Genomic DNA, 20,072 nt, shown 5'->3' with positions numbered 1-20,072 from the left:
GCAGTTTACAGGAGAGCAAAATGTCCGGATATGAAGTCAATTTCGATGGGTTGGTTGGCTTGACGCACCACTATGCCGGGCTGTCGTTTGGCAATGAGGCTTCGACGCAGCACCGCAACAGCGCATCGAACCCCAAGCTGGCGGCAAAGCAGGGGCTGCTGAAAATGAAAGCGCTGGCAGATATGGGCTTCCAGCAGGGCGTGCTGCCTCCGCAGGAACGACCTCATCTTCCCACGCTGCGTAAATTGGGCTTCAGCGGTAGCGACGAGAGCGTGCTGGCCCAGGCGATGCGAACCTCACCGCGCCTGCTGTCGGCGCTCAGTTCTGCCTCATCCATGTGGACGGCCAATGCCGCGACGGTTTCGCCTTCGCCAGACAGTCTGGATGGCAAAGTGCATTTCACTGCCGCCAATCTGAATAACAAATTCCATCGTGCGATTGAGGCTGAAACCACTTCTAGCGTGCTGCGAGCCATCTTTAATGATGAGCAATACTTTACTCACCACGATGCCTTACCGCAGGTGGCACTCTTTGGGGATGAGGGCGCTGCCAACCATAACCGCCTTGGGGGCGACTATGCCAAACCCGGGGTGCAGGTCTTTGTGTACGGCAAGCAGGAGTTTGGAGGGGAAAGTGCCCCCACGCGTTACCCGGCACGCCAGACGCGCGAGGCCAGTGAGGCGATCGCCCGTCTACATCAGTTGCACGAGCAACACACGGTATTCCTGCAACAAAATCCGGCGGTGATCGACCAGGGCGTTTTCCATAACGACGTGATCGCCGTCAGCAATCAGCAGGTGCTGTTCCATCATCAGCAGGCGTTCCTGCATCAGCAGCAGGGGCTGGATCAAATCCGCCGTAAGATGGCCTTGCTGGAGACTGAGCTGGTGGCGATAGAAGTGCCAACCTCTCGTGTCAGTGTGGGGGATGCGGTGGCGACCTACCTGTTTAACAGCCAGATCCTGACCAAATCCGATGGCAAGATGATGATCGTGGTACCGGAAGAGTCCCGCCAGCATCCGGGCGTTTGGTATTATCTGTCGGAGATGGTGGCCAGCGGTGGGCCAATCGACGAAATCAAGGTGTTCGACCTGCGCGAAAGCATGCGCAACGGCGGTGGCCCGGCTTGCCTGCGTTTACGCGTGGCGCTGAACGATGCTGAGTTGAGGGCGGTGAACCCACGGGTGATGATGAACGATACGCTTTTCACCACCCTGAACGATTGGGTAGACCGCTATTACCGCGATCGCTTGGTACAAGAGGATCTGGCAGACCCGCAATTGCTGCATGAAGGGCGTGCGGCACTGGATGCCCTGACTTCTCTCCTTGGGCTGGGTAATGTTTACCCGTTCCAACAGTAACCGGAGGCAATAGTGAACAATTTATTGGCTCTGACGTTGGCTGGAACGCCACCCGCCACCCCCGAGGGTGAAAACGCTGCACTGCGCTGGAAGTGGCTGGGGGAAGGGGTATTGGAGCTCAGCCCGCTGCAAGGCTATCGGCAAGCAGTGGTGCTTTCTGCCGGTATTCACGGCAATGAAACGGCCCCGATCGAACTGTTAGACCGGCTAGTGAACGAGATCTTCGCAGGAGTGCGGCCCTTGGCGGTGCGCTTGCTGGTGGTGTTAGGCAATCCACCTGCGATGCGAACCAATCAACGTTATCTGGCAAGCGATATGAATCGCATGTTTGGTGGACGCTATCAGCAGTTTGAGCCCTCTGGCGAAACGGCGCGGGCGCAGCAGTTAGAGCAAGCGGTCAGCAGTTTCTTTGCCGGAGAGCAGGCCACACGTTTTCATTACGATCTACACACGGCGATCCGCGGATCGCTGCTGCCACGCTTTGGTATCTTGCCCTATCAACCAAAGAGTTACAGCTCCGAGATGTTGGCGTTACTAGACGCCGCCGAGTTGGATGCATTGGTGGTACACCAAGCGGCCGGCGGTACGTTCAGCAACTTTTCCAGCGAGCATGCGCAGGCGGCCAGCTGCACCCTCGAATTGGGCAAGGCACGTCCCTTTGGCAGCAACGATCTGCAGCAGTTTTCCGCTATCAATAAAGCACTGCAGGCGCTGGTCTGCGGGCAATCTCTCCCTTTGCGCAGGGAGGCTCCGATTCGGGTGTTCCGTGTCGAGCGGTCGCTGATTAAACGCAGTGAATCGTTCAAACTCTATTTAAGTGACGATACCGCCAATTTTACCGCTCTGCCGCAGGGCACTTTATTGTATGAGCAGCCGGGGGAAAGCTATCGGGTGCAGCATGAAAAGGAGTGGGTGTTGTTTCCCAACCCCAAGGTGGCATTGGGGTTACGTGCAGGCATGATGTTGACCGAAGTCGCGCGTAATACCCTGTTTTAATCTCACCCGTTCATTACGCCACAGGTAAGTGACCTGTGGCGACACTTTTCCTTTCAAACCTTAATAGCGTAATTTATTTAATCAGTTGATAGGATATTTTGCCTGTTACGTACCATTACTCGCTATGATTTACCCCAATGAGTAAAAAACAGATTAAAGATAGAATTATTCGCGCCATTTCCGCTAATCAGATTGATATGAGTTAAAAGTGTGAAATAAGTAACGTTATTGCTTAGCATGCTAATTTTGTGGTTATTCCAAAATCGTTGGTAAATCACACAAAATGAAACGTGTTTGCACCATTTTGGTGCTTAATAGCGTAGGCGTTATGGCTTATGCATTAAATATCTTTTTAAATCATTATATTAGATTAGTATTTTAGTGAAATATTTGGTTACAAATAAACATGCTTTATGTGCGCTGTTTCATGAACTTTTTTATTTTAAGTTTTTATTCATGATGCTAATGTCACATGGCGCTTTATTAAGGGGCGTAGATAAAAAACAAAATGATAAAAATCACAGCCCAAAGCATAAATTGGGCGTGACGGGCAGCTTTTAATAAAATCTAGGAAAATAAATGATGAAACGCAGTGTAGTAGCCCTAGCGGTTGTTCTTGCCACCGCCGCCTCGATGGCCAATGCGGCCGAAATCTACAACAAAGATGGCAATAAACTCGACCTGTACGGCCGTGTTAACGCCAAGCACTTGTTCAGTGATAACAAATCTGCCGATGGCGATGCGACTTATGTGCGTTTTGGTTTTAAAGGCGAAACGCAGATTAACAGCGATTTGACTGGTTACGGCCAATGGGAATACAACGTCCAGGCTAACCACGCTGAGTCAGCGGGTACCGAAGGCACCAAAACTCGTCTGGGCTTCGCTGGCCTGAAATTCGCCAACTACGGTTCCTTTGACTATGGCCGTAACTACGGTGTGGTTTACGATGTAGAGTCGTATACCGATATGCTGCCGGAGTTTGGCGGCGACACCTATACCTACACCGATAACTTCATGAATGGCCGTTCTACTGGCCTGGCTACCTATCGTAACCGCAGCTTCTTCGGTCTGGTTGATGGTCTGAATATCGCCTTGCAGTATCAGGGTAAGAACGAGAATGATCGCAGCAACATCCACAAGCAGAACGGTGACGGCTATGGTATGTCTGTGGACTATCAGGACATCGGCGGTAGCGGTATTGGTGCTGCAGTAGCCTTCTCTGATTCTAACCGTACGCAAGATCAGAAGGCAGTTCAATACGGTAAAGGTGACAGCGCAACTGCCTGGACCACCGCGCTCAAATATGACGCCAACCAAGTGTATCTGGCGGCCATGTATGCTGAAACCCGCAACATGACCCCGATCACGGTTAACAGCGTTGCTGGTTTTGCCAACAAGACGCAAAACTTTGAAGTGGTCGCGCAATACCAGTTCGAAAATGGTCTGCGCCCATCACTGGCCTACCTGCAGTCCAAGGGTAAAGACATTGAGAACATCGGCGATGTCGATCTGGTGAAATATATCGATATCGGCGCGACTTACTACTTCAACAAAAACATGTACACCTACGTTGATTATAAAATCAACCAGTTGAATGACGATAACAAGCTGAAACTGAACACTGACAACATCGTGGCAGCCAGCTTGACCTACCGTTTCTAAGTCGTATTCAAACCTCATTCCTGTGTCGGGAGTGGTTCAAAAGGCAGAGCTTGCGCTCTGCCTTTTTCAGCTTGGCGTGTGGGATCAGAAAGGAGCGTACTCGCTGGCAGGCAGCCAGAAGCCGTCGATAAAGTCCTCGATCGGAAAACAGCCGGCATGGCGTAACCGTTGTTCTTTCATTGCTACCAGGCATTGATGCTCATCACGCAGCACGTCGACAACGATATCGGCACAGCCGCCATCCAGATAGCAAACGAACATCACCAATGCGTACATAACCTATTGCGTCCCCCATTAAGGCTCCAACCCCCATTGTAGGTAAAATTTGGCTGAATTTAGCTAATTAATACAAAAAAATAATAATTGACCAGACAAAAACGGTATTTTCAGAATTATGGCAGCGTTTAATCATCCTCAAGAGGATTGAAGTTCCGCTCTGTACTGCTAAGCTTAATGAGTTTTAAAATTTCTTAACTATCCAATCATTAACGGGAGCGAATATGGGATTGTTTAACTTCGTCAAAGAAGCTGGCGCAAAACTGTGGGATACGGTGAGTGGTAACGCTGAGGATCAAAGCGCCAAGCTGAAAGCGCACCTTGATAACAGTGGCCTGCCCGATACGGATAAGGTGGATGTTCAGGTCGTTGATGGCAAGGCTGTGGTCACCGGGGACGGTATCAGCCAGGAACTGAAAGAAAAAATTCTGGTAGCCGTGGGTAACGTGGCAGGCATCAGCGGCGTAGAAGATAATGTTGCAGTAGCGCAACCAGAAGCGGAAAGCCGCTTCTATACCGTCAAGAAGGGCGATACCCTGAGCGCCGTTGCCAAAGAGATGTATGGCAATGCCAACCTGTACAACAAGATCTTTGAAGCTAACAAACCGATGCTAAGCCATCCAGATAAAATCTATCCGGGCCAGGTATTGCGCATCCCACAATGATGCTGGAGGCATAAGCAATCGAAGCTTGAGCTTAGAACTGCGTAATCCGGCGCCCCATTTGGGGCGCTGTGCTGAACTCCTCAACCAATACGTACGTTCATACAGACGTTCGCCCCTTATAAGTTACCCACCCGCAATTCGATAAATCCAACGAATGTTTCCAGTCCGCACGCTGGCGACTAGCCCTGAGAATCTTGACCCTGTTGCAGAAAATTGGTAGCGTCTGCATGCAAGAAAAATCTTAGTTGTCACCAGCGTAAATTTGGCTGCTGCTTGAGCCTGGAGTTACCCCTTTTTAGCATCAAGGTGTTATGGCTGGCGATAAGAGAGTAGAGGGTGTGAACACCCCATTAGACAACAAACATCAGGAAAACCATGGACAATGCGCAACGCGTCATCACAACGTTGACGGTGGTTGCTGCATATTGATCATTTTTACGTTGACGATCACACAGTAGGTGGGATTAACTTACTGTTTTTAGGAGATAAAATGGAACAAAATCCGCATGATGAAACCAAGCTTATTGCGGTCATTGCCTTATTGGTCTCAGTGTTGCTTGTCGTGTCGATCCTGTTTGGCATCACGTATTTATCCGATCTGCGGCATATCGATCATGAGGTCGATGCCAAAAGCTGTTATATCAAAGGCGGCTGAAGCCAGAGCTGCGATTATCCCAATCCTTGATTCGACGATGAAAAATTTTTGCCATATGCCTTGGTTTATTTGGGCCTTAACGCAGTAGCTGCGATTTAACCACTAATAAAGGTTATGGCGAATTATTCATCGGCGGTGTGCCGTTAAATAGACAACGCTGGTTGGATGGCGTTTTCCCGCCACGGCAAAGCCGCTACATCTCAGACGTAGCAGGGGGTAGCACGTTTTTTGACCGTCTTCGCTTATGATGGTTAGAGGGTATGGCCTGCGGACTTGGTTGATTAATAATTCTAAATAAATTCACTTTAATTATATTAAAGTCACAATTAATGATTAAAGTGAATGTATTTCTTAAATGTGTTTGTGATGTTAATCAAACATTGTTATTTATCCCGAATTAGCACGCTGTCGTTAATAGCCAGGTCCTGCTAAGCTGAGATTAATCTGTACGGAAATTCTGTCAGTTCTATTGCCGATGTAAGCGAGGTGTTTATGAGTCAATTACTCTCCCATGCAAGATTATCCCATGTAGTGATCGCCACGGCGGTGTTTTGGGTTTGCATTGCTGTACTCGTGGCGGTAGCACTAAAGTAACGCTGGATGATTAATCAACAACCCGACATAGCTAGCACACTTAGCCAACGGCTCCTTTCTGGGGCCGTTTCTTTTGTCGTCACTTAAACAACCCGCTGCTGCTCATGCCATCTTCTGGTGAATAATATGTAGCGGAGGCTCGATATGCAGATCGACACTCAAATCCTGGCGGAAATCATAGGGCGTAATGTTGAAACGCTTTCTGAACATGTAGGTGAAGTGTGACTGGGAACCGAAACCAAAATCCAAAGCGATATCAAAAATGGAAGCCTCGCTGCTGCGCAACTGGTACACCGCTCCGGCAAGGCGACGCTCGCGGATGTACTTGCCCAGCGAGATCCCCGTAGCTTCTTTGAACAGCTTCTGCATATGCCACAGTGAATAGCCGGAATACTCGGCTAACTCTTCAAGGTGGATCACTCGTCCCAAGTGGGTTTCGACCCATTTACTGAGTGCGCAGACTAGTGCGAGGTGATGTTCTTGTATCAATAACTTTACCCAATTGATTTTGTTGTTTAACCGCAGCGCAGAGCTTACGGCAGGCTCACTTAGCGTACCTTACAGGCCCCGGGTTGTCACCTTCGTGCCGGTTAAAGCGGGATCGTTTTGACCTTCGCCATCAGGCGACCTGCCAGACGGACAATCTCTGCCGGGTCGTCTGGAATAAACCCCATGGTGATTGCCATTCCCAACAGGACGTTATCCTGGCTGAAAATCGGGCAGGCTATCGCACGTGCCCCGGGGATGCCTTCGGTAACATTGTAACGTACCGCATAGCCCTGCAGACGGATCTTTTCGAGCTCTTTAGCCTCGAGCAGTGGCGTAATAGAGCTATCAAACGCCTGATAGGCATAGCCTGCCGCACTGGCATTCATGGGGATGAGGGTGTTTTCGAGGTAATCGATATCGATATTTTTATGGCTGCGATTGTAGCGCGTCAGCAAGATATTACCCCCTTGGCGCACCGCCCAGCCGGTGGAGTAGTTCAACTCATCGCGCAGCTCACAGAGCGCATTATTGATGATTGTCGCCAACGTCTGCTGTTTGCCTGCCGCCGCGGCCAGCGCCAACAGCTTGCTGCCAAGCGAGTAGCGGCTGGTCTCCTGCTCCTGATACAGCATCTGGCTTCGGCACAGCGAAACCAGATATTTATGCAGCCGGCTTTTCGAAAGCCCACTGTGTTTGGCGATATCCGAAGCGCGGGCGTTTCCCCCAAGAGCGGTGACACTCTCTAATACCGACACGGCAATTTCGACCGAATTTACGCCTTGAACTTCCGACATTCTCTTACCTTACTTGCTATTACCTCGATCCGATCACTTTACCAGTTTAAGGCGGTGAATGCCCCCGCTAACCTGAACCTGGCATCGGCAGCAGGAGAATTTTTAGCGTGCAATGACTAACTATTTTGAGGTGGATTGATCTGCTTCAATATACCATTGGTTAACTAGGTTTATTTATGGTGAACACCAGGAAGTGATCTAACCGAGAATAAAACTATGAACGACATTGCTTCACTCAGACTAAAACGGCGCACGTTGCTAAAAGGGCTGGGCGTTATTGGCCTGGCTTCACTTTCACCTTGCGCTTTTTCCTTATCAACGGGTCAACAAGAACCCTTACGCCGCATCCACCTAAAACTGACGGATTATCAAACCTTTCGCTCAACCTGTGCGATGGAGTGCCTGCACTGTAACCTGACCGCTTACGTCTATCAGAAAAAGCTGATGAAGATTGAAGCGACGGAAGGCTTTAATGTGAAATGTTGCCTGCGGGGCATAAGCCGTACTAAATGGGTTTATCACCAGCAGCGTGTCACGATGCCTCTGCTGCGGGTTGGCAAGAAAGGTGAGGGCAAATTTGAGCCTATTACCTGGCAACAGGCACTGGATTTAATCGAAAAAAACATCCGTACCACCATCAAGGAACAGGGCAACGAAGGGCTGCTGTTGTCCACCCATGCTGGCAACATGGACTCGATAAAGAACGATATGGGCAAGGCGTTCTTCGACTATCTGGGCGGTTCGGTGAAACAGGCGGGGTCGCTCTGCTGCTCGGCAGTGACTGCGGCGATGATGCCAATGGTGGGGCTACGCTATGCCGATACCCGCGACACCATTGCCGACAGCCGTTTGATTATCTGCTGGGGTAACAACCCAGCGGTAACCATGCAGGCCTATTTTAAAAACTATCTGCGTGCGCAAGAGCAGGGCGCACGCATTGTGGTTATCGACCCACGTTTCAACGAAACGGCCGCCAAAGCGGACGAATGGATCCCGATTGTTCCAGGTACGGATACGGCTTTAGCGCTTGGGATGATGAAGATCATTATCGAAGAGCAGCATATTGACGCGGATTTCCTGCGCCAGCATACCGGCGCGGTGTATCTGGTGGATGCCAAAGATCAATTGGTGCGGGCCGATGCCACCGACAGTGAAAGCTATCTGGTTTATGACTGCACCAGCCAAAGCCTGGTACGGCATGACAAGGCGGGTATCACCCCGGCGCTATTCCAGCACCAACTGCCAGCCGACAGCAGCTACCGTACCGTGTTCGAAACCGTTTACCAACAGGCTGCACCATGGACGCTTGACCGGGTCGCGGCTGAAACCGACATTCCTGCCCACACCATTTTGCGTTTGGCCCGCGACTATGCCACCACCGCTCCGGCGATGATTGTGCAAAACATGTCTGGTGCCCAGCGCACCGAATTTGGTACCTACGTGGCCGCCAGCCAATTCTACCTGGCCTTGCTCACCGGCAATATCGGCAAACGGGGAGCAGGGATCTGTGATGCGGGCGGAGCACGCCAAATGGCGAAGTTCAGTCCGATCATTCCACCCGCGCCTGCGGTGAAGAAAATCACTCCGATACCGATTTCCAAGGTGGGCGAGTGGGTGGTCAATGACCGACCTTATCCGATCAAATTCTGGTGGATTATGACCATGGGGGTCATGACTCAGTTGCCTAACACCAACATGGTCAGAAAGGCGTTGGAAAAGGTCCCCTTCGTGGTGGTGGCCGATAACCTGATGAGTTCTACCGCGCTGTATGCCGACCTGGTGCTGCCGGTGACGACCATTTTTGAAGATGTCAGCCTGATGGCGGGCGTGCGTAGCCACTATGTACAACTGATGGAACAAGCGGTCGAGCCACCGGGTGAAGCCAAGCCAGATTATTGGATCTTTGCGCGTTTGGCGGAACGCTTTGGCTTTGGCGACGTGTTTAACCAGCCAATTGAGCATTACATCAATGCGTGCCTGCAAGGTTCTGGTATCACGCTGGAACAGCTGAAAAAAGGGCCGGTGCTGCCGGTGAGCGGCGACTGGATCCCGTTTGAAAATGGGGTGTTCCGCACGCCGACCCGTAAAGCCCACTTCTTTATTGAAGAGTGGCAGAAGAAGGCGTTCTCGCCGGTCGTTACTTATCTGCGAGTGAATGAATCGCCACAAGGTTCGCCGGAATTGGCCGCCAAGTACCCGCTGATGGCGGTACAACGCAAGCTGGCCCGCAGCATTCACTCAAGCCACGGTATGAACGAATGGATCCTTGAGGTGCAGCGCAATAAGCCTAACGTGATGATCCATCCGCAGGATGCACAACAACGCCGGATCAAACACGGCGACTGGGTCACCGTATTTAACCAGCGGGGAGAGCATCGGGCGATTGCCGTGGTGACGACGCATATCAAACGAGGCGTGGTTTCCCTGGATAACGGCTGGTGGGAACAGCAGGGAGGTAGCAGCAGCCACGTCACCAATGACGCCGTAGAGGCGTTGGGTACCGGGCATTGCTGTAACAGTACGCTGGTTGATGTACGGGCGGAGGGATAACCCATGACCAAACAATATGGCTTTCTGATTGATATTAAGCGTTGTTACGGCTGTAAAACCTGTTCCATGGCCTGTAAGTCAGAGAATCAGACGCCACCGGGCGTGCTTTGGCGGCGGGTGCGAGAGTATGAAACCGATGGCCCGAACTCGGAAGGGTTTATTTCGATGTCCTGCAACCATTGTGACGACCCGCAATGCATGAAGGTATGCCCGGCGGATACTTACCATAAGCGCCCGGACGGCATTGTGGTGCAGGATCACGAGAAATGCATCGGCTGCCGCATGTGCATTATGGCTTGTCCGTACAATGCCCCGGTCTTCGATCCGCAGGAAGGTAAAACCAGCAAGTGCAATATGTGTGCCGAGCGTCTGGATGAAGGATTGCCGCCGCGTTGCGTGGCGTCTTGCCCGGCGGGCGTATTGAAGTTTGGGGATATCGAGGAATTAAGGAAGATCCACTCGACGGATTGGGCGGTACTGGAGGCTCGGTATCACATGCCTGACCATCGCATCAGTGGCCCGAATGTGGTCATTATTCCAGCGGAAAAATAAAAAGGTGCTGCCATGAACGAATATGAACTGCCGTTGGTGTTTTTTACCGTGCTCTGCCAATGGGGCATTGGCGGCGTGATCGCCCTGACGCTTTACCGCCTGCGACCAACCTCCCAGATGTCCGTTGGGCAACTGAAATATCTGGTTCTGGGATTGTGGCTGGTGGAGATCGTTGGCTCCAGCTTGTCACTGCTGCACCTGGGGAGCCCGTTTGGGGCTTACCGCGCGGTGCTGGGCCTGCCGCACTCCTGGTTAAGCCGTGAGGTGATCGCCTTTATCCTGGTGAATATCAGCCTGTTCCTGATGTTGGCAGCTTGCTGGCTACGGCCGCAGAAGTCGGCCTTGATCACCACATTAGGTCTCGTTACATCGGTAGTGGGGATTGCCGCCATTCTGGTCTCGGCGCAAATCTACTACCAGATGGCAAGCCATCCGCTGTGGCATACGCCACTAACCCAATTGGCGTTTCTGAGTACCGCGTTACTGCTGGGATTCGCCACCTTGGGGATCTATTTGAACTGCTGCGGCTTGGCCGTTCCGCGCACGGTTCGCTATGGTTTGCTGGTGGGCTGCCTGTTGCTGCTGGCCACGCTGGTGGGGCGTTACCAGATTGCCGGGGCCAGCGCTCAAGGGATCATGCTTTGGTGGCAGCTGGTTGGCAGCATGCTGGTGGGTGGTGTGCTGTTCGCGGTGCTTAGCCAGCGCACACGTTTGGCCCCATCGATGGCAGTGATAGCCGGGGTGGCACTGGTGTCGGGGGAAATTGTCGGACGTATGCTGTTTTATCATAACGTCATGGGCCAATTCCCCTGGTTCTGATGCAATAAACTGAGGTCGGTCCAGCCGTGCCACCGCTGAACGGCGGGCCGACCCAACATCCTGCAGAAAAAAGCCTCAATACAGGGCTTGCCAGCATTCGGAAAAACCAGCTAATCTGAGATTGCCCGCTACCGCAAATGCCAAGTAGTCCAGGCCAGCAATGTAATTAACCAAAACAGAGAGTCAGCCGTAACAACGCCACGTTGATGGGGTGATCGCATGTTAATGACAGTGATTATTACTCTTTTTGTGATCGTGGGCGTCGCCGCTTTTCTGGCAATGCCAGTGATGATGGTCAATAACACGCAAGGCGTGGGAGGTGAAGAACCGTGAAACTGGCTAGCAACCGGAACCTGCAATGTTAACTCGAAATTCACTCGCAACCTGTTGACCGGCTCAGATATGGGCCGAGTCATCAACACTTTGTCAGCACCGCAATTCCCGCACGTTCCACAACAAATCAGCCCGAAACGCTAAATCACCGCGTGAAGTGATGCGCATACTGCACTAACTGCTTGATGGCGCTACAATGAGCCTATCTCCTCAACTTGCTCACGCATCAACGCGCTATCCACTTTTCCGGCCACAGTAAAGAGACCATAGCATTATGGAAATCAAGGATTACTACGCCATTCTAGAGGTTAAACCCTCAGATGATATCAAGGCTATCAAAACCGCCTACCGCCGCCTGGCACGCAAATATCACCCCGATGTCAGTACCGAGCCCGATGCCGAAACGCGCTTTAAAGAAGTCGCAGAAGCCTATGAAGTGCTGAAAGACAGCGAACGCCGGGCTGAATATGACCAAATGCGGCTGCATCGAAACGAACCCAACTTCGGCCGCCAGACCCGGCGTGAAGAGTATGGTGGTGCCGAGGATTTCTCCGACATCTTCTCCTCTATGTTTGGTCAGCGTGCGCGTGGCCGCCAGCAGGGCCAACCGCGTGCTGCCCGTGGGCAGGATGTTGAGATCGGCGTGGCGCTGTTCCTGGAGGAAACCCTCACCGAGCAAACCCGCACCCTGAGCTATAAGGTGCCGGTGTACAACGCATTTGGTCAGACAGAGAAAGAGATCGCTAAAACCCTGAACGTGAAAATCCCGGCGGGCGTGGCAGACGGGGAGCGTATCCGCGTGAAAGGTCAAGGTGTGCCGGGTATGGCTGGCGGAGCCAATGGCGATTTGTACCTGATCATTCAGCTGGCACCGCATCCGTTGTTTGAGGTGATCGGGCACGATCTGGAAATCGTTCTGCCCTTGGCACCTTGGGAGGCTGCGTTAGGCACTAAGGTTTCCGTCCCCACGCTGGCGGACAATATCCTATTGACCATCCCTGCGGGGAGCCAGACCGGGCAGCGATTACGCGTTAAAGGGAAGGGGCTGGTCAGCAAAAAAGAGACCGGCAATTTGTATGCGGTGATCAAGATTGTCATGCCTGCCAAACCCGATGCAGACAGCGCCGCACTCTGGCAACGACTGGCCGAGGCGAATCAGGCCTTCGATCCTCGTACGCAATGGAGTAAAGCATAATGGCCAAGCTACAGATAACCCTCACCATTACCGAGTTTTGCCTGCATACCGGCGTAACGGAAAGTGAACTGGCCGAGGTGGTCGGGTTGGGAGTGATCCAGCCCCGCGATCTGACGGTGGATGATTGGCTGTTTGATGATGGGGCGGTGGCGGCGTTTAATCGCGCCCAGCGTCTGCAACGTGAACTGGCTCTGGATTGGCCCGGCATTGCGGTGGCACTGACGCTGCTCGATGAGATTGAACAGTTGCGCAGGGAGAACGCTCAGCTACGTCATCGTCTTGAGCGCTTTATCGCCGAGTGAAAGTGTAGTGATTCATCACACGGCATTGAATCAGCGCTTTTTATGGGGGGAAACGGATCGATCACGGTACCTGACTACATCGCTGTACTAACTCCCTCTCCCTGTGGGAGAGGGTTGGGGTGAGGGGCCTCAGACGTTTTTACGCTCGATGGTCTCTTCGCCCCAGTACAGTTGGTCGGCTTCGGTTTTACTGAACGCCAGCGGTAACACCTCGTCGCTGCCTTCTTCCCAAATTTTTTGCGCCAAAACCTCATCATTACCGGCCAACTCAAAGATCGCTTCGGCAATTTCTACCGAGGTTTCACGCACTGTCGCCCAAGATTTCACATTATGATTTGCCATGATTGCTCTCCTGTTGAGTGTGAGGCACAGCCTAGTATAGGCCACAATTCTGCCGCTGGTTTTTGCAAGGCATGCGTATTATTGCCGACAATTCAGGGCGGAACGCCTGCGGCAAAATGCAAAACGGCGTGGTATTCTTTGCCGCGTTTAAATCAACAGAGGAAAAATTATGTCTAGCGCATTGAGCAACGATCAAGAACTGGTTTCCGATCTGGTTGCCTGCCAACTGGTTATCAAGCAAATCCTGGATGTGATCGACGTGATCGCGCCGACCGAAGTACGGGACAAGATGGCCAGCCAGCTCAAGAGTATCGATTTTAGCAGCCACCCGGCCGGGGCCGATCCAATCACCAAGCGGGCGATTGAAAAAGCGATTGCGCTGATTGAGATGAAGTTTAACCGCGAGTAACCGGGTTATCTTCTACCCCTGATGGGCAGGGAGATCTAAACGGCCGGTTAAACTTCGTTTAAGTTGCCTATGCTAGCATTGATGATTAGGTTAACAACATAATCATAAGGCTGCTAAGGTTTGGGGCGTAAAAAACTGCTGGTGATAGCGGCAACGCTGGTTGCCTGCTTGCTTTTCTATCTGCTGGCTCTGGATAGCTATTGCGATCAAGGTGGGAAGTTTGCACTGGGCATTTGCTCTATCACGCGTATTGTTCCCTGGTAACATGGCGAAATAACAATTTTTCGCAAACTTGTCCCTGGCCTTGGTGAGAATGTTACTATATCGGCTTGGTTGAGGCAGTAGAGTAGATAGGGTTGTCCATGTTTGATTTAGCTTCTGGCCCGTCCGGCCTGATTTCCATCGCCGTTGTGGTGTTGGCTGTATTGCTTGGCCTGTGGGTCTGGTTCATCGTGAATCGCGCCAGCGTACGTGCCAACGAACAGATCCAGCTGTTGCAGGAAATCGCCGAGCAGCAGCGCCAGCAAACTGCACTGTTAAAAACGTTGGTGCAAACCGCCCGAGGGGACAAGGCATCGGTTGACGATTATGATGATGACCTTAGCCCGGCACTGAGTTATAAAGGGTTTATCCCAGAGCGTTAATCGCGCACCTCATTTGGTGAGAAGGTTAAGGACACGTCGGTTATCTCAGTTTCAGTTTTAACCGGATCGCCTTCTCACCATTCCGTTTCAGTAAAACACCATCCCCTGATAGGGTTTCTCCCGGCAGGCTGCCAACCGGCTTGCCAGATCGCCACAGTGAATTTCCAGCGCGTGCCGATCGGGATCGAGAAAGTAGCAAGATTCGCCCTCACTGTGATTACTCTTCCACTCCTGTACACCTGATTTGCGCAAACGCTCCACAATGAGGGTAAAATTCTCCGGCGCCACGGTAAACGCGTAATGTGTATAGTCACTCGACGTCCGATCTCTTCGGGCATCATCCAGTGACAGGCATAGCCACAGTTCACCCAATGTAAGATAGGCACCTTGATGCCAGCGGGCTTTGGGGGTAAACCCCAGCACCTCCACATAAAAGCGAAAGCTGCGTTCTACCTCACTTACCGCAAGCGTCAGGTGGTTGAGACCCAGCAACATAATCAAGTCATCCGTTAGTAGAAATAATGTAAAAGGCCCGCAGGCTGTCATAAATCTGTCGTATTGGCATCGTAATGTAGCGCCAACTCTACGAAAGATGGATGTCAGCAATGATTAGATGGTACGAAGAAAGCGACGCCGAAGTAAACCGCAGCATTGCGTTAATCACCGGGGAAAATCCCGACAAATGGTACCCTTACGGCGGCGTGAAAGGGAAAGACTACTGCAAGAACCCCTCCGATGCCTGGCCGATTATCTGCGCCAACAAAATAAGCCTCAATGCCCCCGAACAAAGTGACCAGCCACAGTGGCAAGCCAGTATGATCACCCAGCAAGGGGAGTGGCAGGCTGGCAGTCATAGCCCGTTGCGTGCCGCAATGATCTGTTTTTTATTGAGTCAGCAAGCGCAATAAATCAAATGTTAGTCGATAATGTAGATGACCCGTAATGATGAGACACCGCCTTATTCTGACAATGGACCTGTCGCTGACGGAGACTGTTTTATGAAACGCATTATCAAAGGTGATACCACTCTCTCTCATTTAGTGATTGCCCATGCGGCGATCGATTGTCATGCCAAAAGCTATGGGCTGCACCGACAAGGCTGGCCCTCAACCTACCTGATAAAGTATCAAAACGATCGCGTGGCGGTTGAGGTCATCACCCGCCGTCAATCCTATGTGGCGACGCTGATGATCGGCGCACGTAACCTCAGCAAACTGTGCGGTATGCCAAGCTAGCTGGCGTAGCAAACCTCCTGCAACTCTCTGGCCCGGTTATTGATCACCGGGCTCTAATCCTTGATGCCTGAAAGGTTAAGTGTTAAAACGCCCGCAGGTTTATTTATTGGTTGGCGATATCTTGCGCAATGCAGCCTGGATACTCAGCCGGACGAGGATAAGATGGGCGGTCAGCTTCAGGATACCCCGCTAAAACGCGGTTTAAAAAACAGACATATACAACTTATTGCCCTGGGAGGTGCCATCGGTACCGGCCTATTCCTGGGTATTGCACAAACCATTCAGATGGCCGGGCCTTCCGTGCTGCTGGGCTATGCGATTGGCGGTTTTATTGCCTTTTTGATCATGCGCCAGCTAGGGGAGATGGTAGTGGAAGAGCCGGTGGCCGGTTCCTTTAGCCATTTTGCCTATAAATATTGGGGGGACTTTGCCGGTTTCTTATCCGGTTGGAACTACTGGGCGATGTTTATCCTGGTCGGTATGGCGGAACTGACCGCCGTAGGGATTTATATTCAATACTGGTGGCCGGAAATCCCAACCTGGGCATCGGCGGCGGTTTTCTTCGTCGTGATCAACCTGGTCAATCTGGTGAACGTACGCCTGTATGGGGAAACCGAGTTCTGGTTTGCCATCATCAAGGTGGCTGCGATCCTGGGGATGATCGTATTTGGCGCCTACCTGTTGGCCAGCGGCAACGGTGGCCCGGAAGCCAGCATCAGCAACCTGTGGGATCAGGGCGGCTTTATGCCGCACGGCATCAGCGGCCTGGTGATGGCGATGGCGGTGATCATGTTCTCGTTCGGTGGGCTGGAAATGGTGGGCATCACCGCAGCAGAAGCCGCCGATCCACGCCGTAGCATTCCTAAAGCCACCAATCAGGTGGTGTATCGTATCCTGATCTTCTATATCGGCTCGTTGACGGTGCTGCTGTCGCTTTATCCTTGGGGCAAGGTTGTGGAAGGGGGCAGTCCGTTTGTGATGATCTTCCATGCGCTCAACAGCAACCTGGTGGCGACCATGCTCAACGTGGTGGTACTGACGGCGGCGCTGTCGGTCTACAACAGCGGCGTATATTGCAATAGCCGGATGCTGTTTGGCCTGGCGACACAGGGCAACGCACCCAAGGCGCTGACCAAGGTCAACAAACGTGGCGTACCGGTGCTGTCTATCGCGTTATCGGCGTTGGCCACATCGGTAGGCGTATTGATTAACTACGTCATGCCCGGCGAGGCGTTTGGCTTGCTGATGGCGCTGGTGGTCTCTACGTTGGTGATTAACTGGGTGATGATTTGCCTGGCGCACCTGAAATTCCGTGCGGCCAAGGATCGCCAAGGGGTGATCACCAGCTTTAGGTCGCTATGGTATCCGTTTGGCAACTATCTGTGCCTGGTGTTCCTGTCGTTGATCCTGGTGATCATGTACTTCAGCCCAGGGATCCGCATCTCCGTTCTGTTGATGCCGGTTTGGGTACTGTTGTTGTGGGTCGGATTTTTGCTGACCCGGCGTAAAAAGGCGGGTGGTAACAAGAGGTAGTTTCACGTAGGAGGCGCCGCAGCGCCTCCAAACGGTTAGCGGGCGACGGCATTGCCCTGATGGTGGCGCCCCAGCCGCAGCAGCTTTCTGCACAGCAGGAACAGGGTGCTGATAACATCAATCACCACCACGCTAAGCATCAGCAGGCCCAGCATAAAAAAGCCTGCCAGGGTGCTTGCCAGTAACAGCAGCGGTGACGGTACGCGTAGCCGGCGCAGCTTCATTGCCAGATACATTTTCCAGTATTGCCCTTGCGTAGTCAGCGCTCGGCGATAGCGGCCCATACGAACGCGTGACTTGCCTGATGCAGTCCGGCTCATAACTCCTCCTTTTTCAGAATGTCCTAGTAAGTAAATCACAAGGTTCTTAAGAAAGGCTTAACAGGTTCTTGGCGACCTTGGCCTTCTTACTCTGGCTATGACAACAACATCCACAAAAAGGTCAGTTGTTTGTCATTGCGATACTATAAGCTATTGGGTAGGCAATCTTGTAACGATTGCGGCACCACTATGGTACTACAGGGAGAGAATGGGTTGAAAATAACCAACAAATATTACGACGCCAGCAAAGCGCATCATACGCCACAGGGATTCTGCAACCCGGAGCCGTCGCTACACCAGGCCGGGGATCTGAAGCGCTGGCAAGACGAACGCAAGAAGCTCGGTCTGCCCAAACCTCCTCAAGCAGGCTACGAGCAGTTTATCGCCAACTGGTGGCAAGCTGCCGATCTGAGCGGCGAACAGGACCGCGTCTGGTGGTTGGGCCATGCTTCTCTGCTGTTGCGCCTGGGGGGCCGCCATGTGCTGATCGATCCGGTACTGTCGCCAAGGGCATCCCCTGTGAGTTTCTACGGCCCACATCGCAAGACACCGCCTCCGCTAACGGTAAAGCAGCTGCCGGCGGTAGATGTGGTGCTGATTTCCCATAATCACTACGACCATCTGGATCGTCAAACCATCAGGGAACTGACCAAACGCTTTCGCAATGCCACCTTCGTTGTACCGCTGGGCCTCAAACGCTGGTTCAGCCATTACTCGGCCAAACGGGTGGTCGAACTGGATTGGTGGGAGAGCCTGACGCTGGACGAAATGACGGTCTACGCCACGCCAGCACGCCACTGGAGCATGCGTACACCGTGGGATCGCAATCGTTCTCTATGGTGTGGCTGGGTGATCCATCACCCGGCGCTGCGTTTTTATTTCTCTGGTGACAGCGGTTACAGCGAGCGGTTGGTCGATATCGGCACCCGCCTTGGGCCGTTCGATATCGCGGCGCTGCCCATTGGTGCTTACGCCCCAAGATGGTTCATGCAAGAGCAGCATATGGACCCGCAGCAGTCGGTGAGGCTGTATCAGCAATTGAATGAACCCAGAGTGATCCCTATCCATTGGGGGGTGTTTGAATTGGCCGATGAATCGTTGGATGAACCACCTGCGCAACTCAGCCTGGCACTACGCGAGGCCGGGGTTGAACAGCACCGTTTTTATCCGCTGAAGATTGGTGAACATCTAGAGGTTAGCCCTAACTCCTAATGAGTATCATGGGGTTACGGCGTACCCCGCATCGGATGGCGCTTGGCGTGGTGCGGCTTTGCGGGGTTTACGGCGGGTAATGGATAAAACAGTCACGCCAAGATTAGTGAAAAAAATGCCTTGGCGATTTCGTTCATCTTCGGCGGAAATAGCCGCAGAGTGGGTAGGTGGTATTTTTATTATTTGTTTTTATCCTTACTAACTTAGCTACGGATATAAACTTGCAGGACGGGGTGGCTATTTCGTCCGCTTGCACTTTCTTGGTGCAAAATTTGGCTCACTGCATGATTATGCACTGGCCTGCGTGAGCGTTTTGGCCTGAGTGAACGATTCTGTTGTGGCTGGCCAAAGCAGAACTATCCAGCTATGACAGGCTTTGCTAGCTAAAGGTCGGATCAGTTGGCCGTTTGGTCCCCGGTCATCGATATTCAATAGTTGCATATAAAATTCCATAAAGATTCAAATTTTTTTACGTGCTTTAGCCTTTCCGCGGCTTATATGTGGTGAAAATCGCTCGCTGCCGAGTTGAAAGAATTGTTAAAACTGAGGCGCCACGCGGAGTACAGTGCGGCTTCTTTACAAAGCAGAAAATAGCCAAGGCTTCAACCTCTTTTGCCCTATTTAAGCTATTCTTGCGGCTGACCGTTTCAAATATGTGCGACACGTCCATGAGTGATTAAAAATGGCTTGCCATCGATTCCAGAGTATGTGATAACGCACTTGGGTAAAACGAGGTACAGTTCTGTATATGTGTGGCATTTTCAGTAAAGAAGTTCTGAGTAAAGACGTTAGCGTTGAATACCGCTTCTCTGCCGATCCTTATCTTAGTGCCTCAAGCAGTAACGACTCTAGTTTGTCTATGTAACGCCTACGGGCGGTTTAAACAATCCAAAGGAAATACTCAAGATGGCAAAGATCAAAGGTCAAGTTAAGTGGTTCAACGAGTCTAAAGGTTTCGGTTTCATCACCCCAGCTGACGGCAGCAAAGACGTGTTCGTACACTTCTCTGCAATCCAGGGTAACGGTTTCAAAACCCTGGCTGAAGGCCAGAACGTTGAGTTCGAAATCCAAGATGGCCAGAAAGGCCCATCTGCAGTAAACGTTACTGCAATCTAATCAGCGTCAGCTGAACAA

Annotated in this window: 25 protein-coding genes; 19 read left to right on the top strand and 6 right to left on the bottom strand. The window is 52.0% G+C overall.

The annotated features are described in order from the left end of the window. Nucleotides 1-20 precede the first annotated feature (20 nt). The 3 genes from astB (at nt 21) to ompC (ending at nt 4,019) form a co-directional block, all read left to right on the top strand. On the top strand, nt 21-1,361 hold the full coding sequence (astB, locus tag D9980_RS09490) for an N-succinylarginine dihydrolase (protein ID WP_121607129.1): 1,341 nt from the start codon (nt 21-23) through the stop codon (nt 1,359-1,361). 12 nt (nt 1,362-1,373) lie between these two features. Beyond that, entirely contained in the window at nt 1,374-2,357 is a 984-nt protein-coding gene (astE, locus tag D9980_RS09485) for a succinylglutamate desuccinylase (RefSeq protein ID WP_121607128.1), read from the top strand. Between the two features lie 579 nt (nt 2,358-2,936). Then, nucleotides 2,937-4,019 carry a porin OmpC gene (gene ompC / locus D9980_RS09480; RefSeq protein WP_305000458.1) on the top strand — a complete coding sequence of 361 codons (1,083 nt, stop codon included), beginning with the start codon at nt 2,937-2,939 and terminating at the stop codon, nt 4,017-4,019. Between the two features lie 84 nt (nt 4,020-4,103). Here ompC and D9980_RS09475 read toward each other — a convergent pair whose 3' ends face one another. Next, nucleotides 4,104-4,295, bottom strand: coding sequence for a YebW family protein (locus D9980_RS09475; protein WP_021181014.1), 192 nt, complete (start codon nt 4,293-4,295; stop codon nt 4,104-4,106). A 224-nt stretch (nt 4,296-4,519) separates the two neighbouring features. Between D9980_RS09475 and lysM the strand changes: the two genes are divergently transcribed. Next, complete coding sequence (gene lysM, locus D9980_RS09470; RefSeq protein ID WP_024486819.1) at nt 4,520-4,960, top strand: peptidoglycan-binding protein LysM; 441 nt, start codon at nt 4,520-4,522, stop codon at nt 4,958-4,960. Nucleotides 4,961-5,450: 490 nt separating this feature from the next. Then, a complete protein-coding gene (locus D9980_RS26845) occupies nt 5,451-5,615 on the top strand; it encodes a hypothetical protein (protein WP_202913982.1) in 165 nt (54 codons plus the stop codon). Between the two features lie 696 nt (nt 5,616-6,311). On the opposite strand, the gene D9980_RS09465 is transcribed toward D9980_RS26845, so the two are convergent. Together D9980_RS09465 and D9980_RS09460 are read right to left on the bottom strand one after the other, a co-directional pair. Next, a complete protein-coding gene (locus tag D9980_RS09465) occupies nt 6,312-6,698 on the bottom strand; it encodes a helix-turn-helix domain-containing protein (RefSeq protein ID WP_024486415.1) in 387 nt (128 codons plus the stop codon). A gap of 101 nt (nt 6,699-6,799) precedes the next feature. After that, entirely contained in the window at nt 6,800-7,492 is a 693-nt protein-coding gene (locus D9980_RS09460) for an IclR family transcriptional regulator (RefSeq protein WP_024486414.1), read from the bottom strand. A gap of 216 nt (nt 7,493-7,708) precedes the next feature. Here D9980_RS09460 and D9980_RS09455 point away from each other — a divergent pair, with 216 nt between their 5' ends. The 5 genes from D9980_RS09455 to cbpM all read left to right on the top strand — a co-directional run bounded on the left by D9980_RS09455 (nt 7,709) and on the right by cbpM (nt 13,243). Continuing rightward, the gene (locus D9980_RS09455) at nt 7,709-10,042 is read left to right on the top strand and encodes a molybdopterin-dependent oxidoreductase (RefSeq protein ID WP_121607127.1); all 2,334 of its coding nucleotides are present in this window, start codon (nt 7,709-7,711) and stop codon (nt 10,040-10,042) included. 3 nt (nt 10,043-10,045) lie between these two features. Further along, complete coding sequence (locus D9980_RS09450; protein WP_202913981.1) at nt 10,046-10,594, top strand: 4Fe-4S dicluster domain-containing protein; 549 nt, start codon at nt 10,046-10,048, stop codon at nt 10,592-10,594. Nucleotides 10,595-10,606: 12 nt separating this feature from the next. After that, nucleotides 10,607-11,413, top strand: a complete 807-nt coding sequence (locus D9980_RS09445; RefSeq protein WP_121607126.1) for a DmsC/YnfH family molybdoenzyme membrane anchor subunit — start codon at nt 10,607-10,609, stop codon at nt 11,411-11,413. 607 nt (nt 11,414-12,020) lie between these two features. Then, nucleotides 12,021-12,941, top strand: coding sequence for a curved DNA-binding protein (gene cbpA, locus D9980_RS09440; RefSeq protein WP_021805649.1), 921 nt, complete (start codon nt 12,021-12,023; stop codon nt 12,939-12,941). Then, on the top strand, nt 12,941-13,243 hold the full coding sequence (gene cbpM / locus D9980_RS09435) for a chaperone modulator CbpM (RefSeq protein WP_021181020.1): 303 nt from the start codon (nt 12,941-12,943) through the stop codon (nt 13,241-13,243). The genes cbpA and cbpM overlap by 1 nt, the downstream gene beginning before the upstream one ends. Before the next feature lie 129 nt (nt 13,244-13,372). On the opposite strand, the gene D9980_RS09430 is transcribed toward cbpM, so the two are convergent. Then, on the bottom strand, nt 13,373-13,585 hold the full coding sequence (locus D9980_RS09430; RefSeq protein ID WP_021181021.1) for a YccJ family protein: 213 nt from the start codon (nt 13,583-13,585) through the stop codon (nt 13,373-13,375). Nucleotides 13,586-13,754: 169 nt separating this feature from the next. Here D9980_RS09430 and D9980_RS09425 point away from each other — a divergent pair, with 169 nt between their 5' ends. From D9980_RS09425 to D9980_RS09415, 3 genes are all read left to right on the top strand, one after another. After that, entirely contained in the window at nt 13,755-13,994 is a 240-nt protein-coding gene (locus D9980_RS09425) for a DUF2766 family protein (protein ID WP_021181023.1), read from the top strand. Between the two features lie 120 nt (nt 13,995-14,114). Continuing rightward, on the top strand, nt 14,115-14,258 hold the full coding sequence (locus D9980_RS09420; protein WP_237734150.1) for a PhoP/PhoQ regulator MgrB: 144 nt from the start codon (nt 14,115-14,117) through the stop codon (nt 14,256-14,258). A gap of 98 nt (nt 14,259-14,356) precedes the next feature. Beyond that, on the top strand, nt 14,357-14,638 hold the full coding sequence (locus D9980_RS09415; protein WP_024531216.1) for a YebO family protein: 282 nt from the start codon (nt 14,357-14,359) through the stop codon (nt 14,636-14,638). 87 nt (nt 14,639-14,725) lie between these two features. Here the strand turns inward: D9980_RS09415 and fos are convergent, their stop codons facing one another. Further along, nucleotides 14,726-15,133 carry a fosfomycin resistance glutathione transferase gene (gene fos / locus D9980_RS09410; protein WP_121607125.1) on the bottom strand — a complete coding sequence of 136 codons (408 nt, stop codon included), beginning with the start codon at nt 15,131-15,133 and terminating at the stop codon, nt 14,726-14,728. Between the two features lie 110 nt (nt 15,134-15,243). Between fos and D9980_RS09405 the strand changes: the two genes are divergently transcribed. The 3 genes from D9980_RS09405 (at nt 15,244) to D9980_RS09395 (ending at nt 17,406) form a co-directional block, all read left to right on the top strand. Further along, nucleotides 15,244-15,546 carry a phage protein NinX family protein gene (locus D9980_RS09405; RefSeq protein ID WP_024486479.1) on the top strand — a complete coding sequence of 101 codons (303 nt, stop codon included), beginning with the start codon at nt 15,244-15,246 and terminating at the stop codon, nt 15,544-15,546. 90 nt (nt 15,547-15,636) lie between these two features. Further along, nucleotides 15,637-15,873 carry a DUF4060 family protein gene (locus D9980_RS09400; protein WP_021181027.1) on the top strand — a complete coding sequence of 79 codons (237 nt, stop codon included), beginning with the start codon at nt 15,637-15,639 and terminating at the stop codon, nt 15,871-15,873. Nucleotides 15,874-16,035: 162 nt separating this feature from the next. Further along, a complete protein-coding gene (locus tag D9980_RS09395) occupies nt 16,036-17,406 on the top strand; it encodes an amino acid permease (protein WP_024486480.1) in 1,371 nt (456 codons plus the stop codon). A 35-nt stretch (nt 17,407-17,441) separates the two neighbouring features. Here D9980_RS09395 and D9980_RS09390 read toward each other — a convergent pair whose 3' ends face one another. After that, nucleotides 17,442-17,726 (bottom strand): hypothetical protein, encoded by a 285-nt coding sequence (locus tag D9980_RS09390; RefSeq protein WP_065684260.1) that lies wholly within the window; start codon nt 17,724-17,726, stop codon nt 17,442-17,444. A 213-nt stretch (nt 17,727-17,939) separates the two neighbouring features. On the opposite strand from D9980_RS09390, the gene D9980_RS09385 reads away from it, so the two are divergent. From D9980_RS09385 to cspE, 3 genes are all read left to right on the top strand, one after another. Next, entirely contained in the window at nt 17,940-18,938 is a 999-nt protein-coding gene (locus D9980_RS09385; protein WP_121607124.1) for an MBL fold metallo-hydrolase, read from the top strand. A 748-nt stretch (nt 18,939-19,686) separates the two neighbouring features. Beyond that, nucleotides 19,687-19,803 (top strand): DUF2627 domain-containing protein, encoded by a 117-nt coding sequence (locus tag D9980_RS09380; protein WP_002211058.1) that lies wholly within the window; start codon nt 19,687-19,689, stop codon nt 19,801-19,803. Between the two features lie 41 nt (nt 19,804-19,844). Further along, entirely contained in the window at nt 19,845-20,054 is a 210-nt protein-coding gene (cspE, locus tag D9980_RS09375) for a transcription antiterminator/RNA stability regulator CspE (RefSeq protein ID WP_002221949.1), read from the top strand. Nucleotides 20,055-20,072: the final 18 nt, after the last annotated feature.

The organism is Serratia sp. 3ACOL1, assembly GCF_003668775.1.
GTDB classification, from domain to species: Bacteria; Pseudomonadota; Gammaproteobacteria; order Enterobacterales; family Enterobacteriaceae; genus Chania; species Chania fonticola.
The sequence above is the reverse complement of the archived record's forward strand: the minus strand, read 5'-3'. Positions and strand labels throughout refer to the sequence as shown.

What these genes read in the sequence shown, in the direction of transcription:
- astB (WP_121607129.1), top strand. Translation starts at nt 21, where the DNA reads ATGTCCGGATATGAAGTCAATTTCGATGGGTTGGTTGGCTTGACGCAC.
- ompC (WP_305000458.1), top strand. Translation starts at nt 2,937, where the DNA reads ATGATGAAACGCAGTGTAGTAGCCCTAGCGGTTGTTCTTGCCACCGCC.
- D9980_RS09475 (WP_021181014.1), bottom strand. Translation starts at nt 4,295, where the DNA reads ATGTACGCATTGGTGATGTTCGTTTGCTATCTGGATGGCGGCTGTGCC.
- lysM (WP_024486819.1), top strand. Translation starts at nt 4,520, where the DNA reads ATGGGATTGTTTAACTTCGTCAAAGAAGCTGGCGCAAAACTGTGGGAT.
- D9980_RS26845 (WP_202913982.1), top strand. Translation starts at nt 5,451, where the DNA reads ATGGAACAAAATCCGCATGATGAAACCAAGCTTATTGCGGTCATTGCC.
- D9980_RS09460 (WP_024486414.1), bottom strand. Translation starts at nt 7,492, where the DNA reads ATGTCGGAAGTTCAAGGCGTAAATTCGGTCGAAATTGCCGTGTCGGTA.
- D9980_RS09455 (WP_121607127.1), top strand. Translation starts at nt 7,709, where the DNA reads ATGAACGACATTGCTTCACTCAGACTAAAACGGCGCACGTTGCTAAAA.
- D9980_RS09450 (WP_202913981.1), top strand. Translation starts at nt 10,046, where the DNA reads ATGACCAAACAATATGGCTTTCTGATTGATATTAAGCGTTGTTACGGC.
- D9980_RS09445 (WP_121607126.1), top strand. Translation starts at nt 10,607, where the DNA reads ATGAACGAATATGAACTGCCGTTGGTGTTTTTTACCGTGCTCTGCCAA.
- cbpA (WP_021805649.1), top strand. Translation starts at nt 12,021, where the DNA reads ATGGAAATCAAGGATTACTACGCCATTCTAGAGGTTAAACCCTCAGAT.
- cbpM (WP_021181020.1), top strand. Translation starts at nt 12,941, where the DNA reads ATGGCCAAGCTACAGATAACCCTCACCATTACCGAGTTTTGCCTGCAT.
- D9980_RS09430 (WP_021181021.1), bottom strand. Translation starts at nt 13,585, where the DNA reads ATGGCAAATCATAATGTGAAATCTTGGGCGACAGTGCGTGAAACCTCG.
- D9980_RS09425 (WP_021181023.1), top strand. Translation starts at nt 13,755, where the DNA reads ATGTCTAGCGCATTGAGCAACGATCAAGAACTGGTTTCCGATCTGGTT.
- D9980_RS09415 (WP_024531216.1), top strand. Translation starts at nt 14,357, where the DNA reads ATGTTTGATTTAGCTTCTGGCCCGTCCGGCCTGATTTCCATCGCCGTT.
- fos (WP_121607125.1), bottom strand. Translation starts at nt 15,133, where the DNA reads ATGTTGCTGGGTCTCAACCACCTGACGCTTGCGGTAAGTGAGGTAGAA.
- D9980_RS09405 (WP_024486479.1), top strand. Translation starts at nt 15,244, where the DNA reads ATGATTAGATGGTACGAAGAAAGCGACGCCGAAGTAAACCGCAGCATT.
- D9980_RS09400 (WP_021181027.1), top strand. Translation starts at nt 15,637, where the DNA reads ATGAAACGCATTATCAAAGGTGATACCACTCTCTCTCATTTAGTGATT.
- D9980_RS09395 (WP_024486480.1), top strand. Translation starts at nt 16,036, where the DNA reads ATGGGCGGTCAGCTTCAGGATACCCCGCTAAAACGCGGTTTAAAAAAC.
- D9980_RS09390 (WP_065684260.1), bottom strand. Translation starts at nt 17,726, where the DNA reads ATGAGCCGGACTGCATCAGGCAAGTCACGCGTTCGTATGGGCCGCTAT.
- D9980_RS09380 (WP_002211058.1), top strand. Translation starts at nt 19,687, where the DNA reads ATGTGTGGCATTTTCAGTAAAGAAGTTCTGAGTAAAGACGTTAGCGTT.
- cspE (WP_002221949.1), top strand. Translation starts at nt 19,845, where the DNA reads ATGGCAAAGATCAAAGGTCAAGTTAAGTGGTTCAACGAGTCTAAAGGT.